Here is a 3,251-nt window from a genome sequence, read left to right as displayed (position 1 = left end):
ACGTCGCCGGCATCGACGAGGCCAAGGAGGAGCTCGAGGAGATCGTCGAGTTCCTGCGCGACCCGCAGAAGTTCTCGCGTCTCGGCGGCAAGATCCCCAAGGGCGCGCTGCTCGTCGGCCCGCCGGGCACCGGCAAGACCCTGCTCGCCCGCGCCATCGCCGGCGAGGCGGGAGTGCCGTTCTTTACCATTTCGGGCTCGGACTTCGTCGAGATGTTCGTGGGCGTGGGTGCCAGCCGAGTCCGCGACATGTTCGAGCAGGCCAAGAAGAACGCGCCCTGCATCGTCTTCATCGACGAGATCGACGCGGTCGGCCGGCATCGCGGCGCGGGCTACGGCGGCGGCAACGACGAGCGCGAGCAGACCCTGAACCAGCTCCTCGTCGAGATGGACGGCTTCGAGGCCAACGAGGGCGTGATCATCATCGCCGCCACCAACCGCCCCGACGTGCTCGACCCCGCACTCCTGCGCCCCGGCCGCTTCGACCGCCAGGTGCAGGTGACCAACCCCGACATCAAGGGCCGCGAGAAGATCCTCGGCGTGCACGCCCGGCGGGTGCCGCTGGCGGCGGACGTGGACCTGCGCATCATCGCCCGCGGCACGCCGGGCTTCTCCGGCGCCGATCTCGCCAATCTCGTGAACGAGGCGGCGCTGACCGCGGCGCGGACCGGCAAGCGCTTCGTGACGATGATGGATTTCGAGAACGCCAAGGACAAGGTGATGATGGGCGCCGAGCGGCGCTCCATGGTCATGACCGACGAGGAGAGGAAGCTCACCGCCTATCACGAGGCCGGCCATGCCATCGTCGGGCTGAACGTGCCGCAGCACGACCCGATCCACAAGGCCACCATCATCCCGCGCGGCCGGGCGCTCGGCCTGGTGCTGAGCCTGCCGGAACGCGACCAGCTTTCGGTGACCATGGCGAAATACAAGTCGATGATCGCCATGGCCATGGGCGGCAAGGTGGCCGAGGAACTGGTCTTCGGGCCGGACAACGTGACGAGCGGCGCCGCCAGCGACATCCAGCAGGTCAGCCGCATCGCGCGGGCCATGGTCACCAAGTTCGGCATGTCCGACAAGCTCGGCAACATCGACTATGCCGGCGAGCAGTTCACCTATCTCGGGCCGCAGGCTGGCGGGGTCAATGCCGGCCCCGACACCCACGAGCTGATCGACGCCGAGGTGCGGGCGCTGGTGGACGAGGGCTACGAGACCGCCAAGCGCATCCTGACCGAGAAGCGCGCCGATCTCGACCGGCTGGCGAACGGGCTCCTGGAATACGAAACCCTGACCGGCAAGGAGATCACCCGGGTCATCGAGGGCCAGCCGCTCAATCGCGACGGCGACGACGACGACCACCGCCCCGACACCGGCTCTTCGGGCATCTCCGCGATCCCCAAGACCGGCAAGGCCGCACGCCCCGGCCGCAGCGGCGAGGACATGGAGCCCGAACCGGCCGCCTGACGCCGGCCCCTCCACCGATTCTCATATCACTCGGGCCCAAAGGTCCCCGGCCCGATCGGCCAGTGTCGATCGGGCTGCTTCCCTGTTCCGAGGCTCGGTCCAGCGGCCGCGGACGTCAGTCGGGCGGACGGGACAGGCCGCAGGCGGCCATGCGGACCATGCCGCCCTTGGACGTGTCTTCGCGATCACCTAAGCATTGAAGTGAAAGCATAATATGCAGGGGACAGAACATGCAGGAACTTCCAGTGCGCTCATCCTCGGTGTCCCTCGTCGCCCTCAGGAAGACCGACGTGCAACATGAGGTTCTCCTGCTGAGGAGAACACAGTCCTTGGCCGGCGAGTGGTGTCAGGTGGCCGGCAGCATCGAGAAGGGCGAAGCCGCCTGGCAGACCGCCTTGCGCGAGCTCGATGAAGAGACCGGCTTGAAGCCGGACACCTTGTATTCGGCCGACGAATGCGAGCAGTTCTACGAAGCGGACCGGGACAGCATTGCGATCGTCCCGGTGTTTGTCGCCTTCATCGACAATGCCGCCGAGGTGACCCTGAACCACGAGCACAGCGAGTACCGCTGGGTCGGTTTCGACGCGGCCGTGGAAATGGTTCCCTTCAGCGGCCAAAGGCGGGTTCTTCGCAGGATCGAGGACGAGTTCGTGAAGAGGCGCCCCAACGAACATCTGCTGATCCAGCGCGGATAGCCAGACCTTCCTCGAGGACAAATGCGAGCTCCGGGCGTGCCTGGCGTCACCCTGCCGCCCGGCCGGCACCGCCGGGCCGCGCCCGGCACGGCCACGCGTGGCCCTCATCGTGCTGCGGGATGGTCGAAGTGGAACGAATGAACACCGATCGCGACGGTCCCGCGGCCCGTGCGGAGCGGCCTTGCGAGCCCCCGCCGATGCCGCTATGGCCATGATCCATGGCCGAAGACGAATGCTTCCCGAACATGGCGGATCTGCGGGCCGAGATCGACCGGATCGACGCCGAACTGGTGGAGCTCCTCGCCCGCCGGGCCACCTGCATCGACCGTGCGATCGCGATCAAGCGCCGGATAGCGCTGCCGGCGCGCATCGACAGCCGCGTGGCCGAGGTGCTGGACCGGACGCGCCGGGCGGGGGCGGCGCGGGGGCTCGAGCCCGCCTTCGTCGAGGGGCTCTGGCGCAGCATCATAGAATGGTCGATCGCGCGCGAGGAACGCGCCCTCGACGGATCGGGGGGGCGGGACGATGGGCGCTGACATCATCGACGGCAAGGCTTTCGCGGCGAAGTTGCGCGGGCGGATCGCGGAGGCGGTCGCGGATTTCAGGCGCGACAAGGGCCTCGTGCCCGGCCTCGCGGTGGTCCTCGTGGGCGAGGATCCCGCCAGCCAGGTCTATGTGCGGAACAAGGGCCGCCAGACCCTCGAAGCCGGCATGGCCTCCGAGGAGCACCGGCTGCCGGCGACCACCGGGCAGGCGGAACTGCTGGCGCTCATCGCCCGTCTCAACGCCGACCCCGCGGTCCACGGGATCCTGGTGCAGCTGCCGCTGCCGAGCCAGATCGACACGGCCGCCGTGATCGGCGCGGTATCGCCGGAGAAGGATGTGGACGGCTTCCATGTCATCAACGTCGGGCGCCTCGCCACCGGGCAGAAGGCGCTGGTGCCCTGCACGCCGCTCGGCTGCCTGATGCTCCTGCGCGACCGTCTGGGCGATCTGAGCGGCGCGAATGCGCTGGTCCTCGGCCGCTCCAACATCGTGGGCAAGCCGATGGCGCAGCTCCTGCTCGGCGAGAGCTGCACGGTGACCGTCGCCC

Annotated in this window: 4 protein-coding genes; all 4 read left to right on the top strand. The window is 68.5% G+C overall.

Annotated features, from left to right (window positions below; genetic code table 11):
- Positions 1 to 1,463: ATP-dependent zinc metalloprotease FtsH (gene ftsH, locus V7050_RS19835; protein ID WP_324411115.1), on the top strand; the 1,463-nt coding region annotated here is incomplete at its 5' end.
- Positions 1,464 to 1,693: 230 nt separating this feature from the next.
- Positions 1,694 to 2,158 (top strand): NUDIX hydrolase, encoded by a 465-nt coding sequence (locus V7050_RS19830; RefSeq protein WP_324367751.1) that lies wholly within the window; start codon positions 1,694 to 1,696, stop codon positions 2,156 to 2,158.
- A 218-nt stretch (positions 2,159 to 2,376) separates the two neighbouring features.
- The gene (locus V7050_RS19825; protein WP_324367749.1) at positions 2,377 to 2,694 is read left to right on the top strand and encodes a chorismate mutase; all 318 of its coding nucleotides are present in this window, start codon (positions 2,377 to 2,379) and stop codon (positions 2,692 to 2,694) included.
- Positions 2,684 to 3,251: tetrahydrofolate dehydrogenase/cyclohydrolase catalytic domain-containing protein (locus tag V7050_RS19820; protein ID WP_324411113.1), on the top strand; the 568-nt coding region annotated here is incomplete at its 3' end. The genes V7050_RS19825 and V7050_RS19820, both read left to right, overlap by 11 nt.

The sequence above is a fragment of the Amaricoccus sp. genome, from assembly GCF_036846665.1.
Classification (GTDB): Bacteria; Pseudomonadota; Alphaproteobacteria; order Rhodobacterales; family Rhodobacteraceae; genus Amaricoccus.
This window is presented reverse-complemented; position numbering and strand designations above follow the sequence as displayed.

Excerpts from the sequence above, each read along its gene's own strand:
- V7050_RS19825 (WP_324367749.1), top strand. The coding sequence starts at position 2,377 with ATGGCCGAAGACGAATGCTTCCCGAACATGGCGGATCTGCGGGCCGAG.
- V7050_RS19830 (WP_324367751.1), top strand. The coding sequence starts at position 1,694 with ATGCAGGAACTTCCAGTGCGCTCATCCTCGGTGTCCCTCGTCGCCCTC.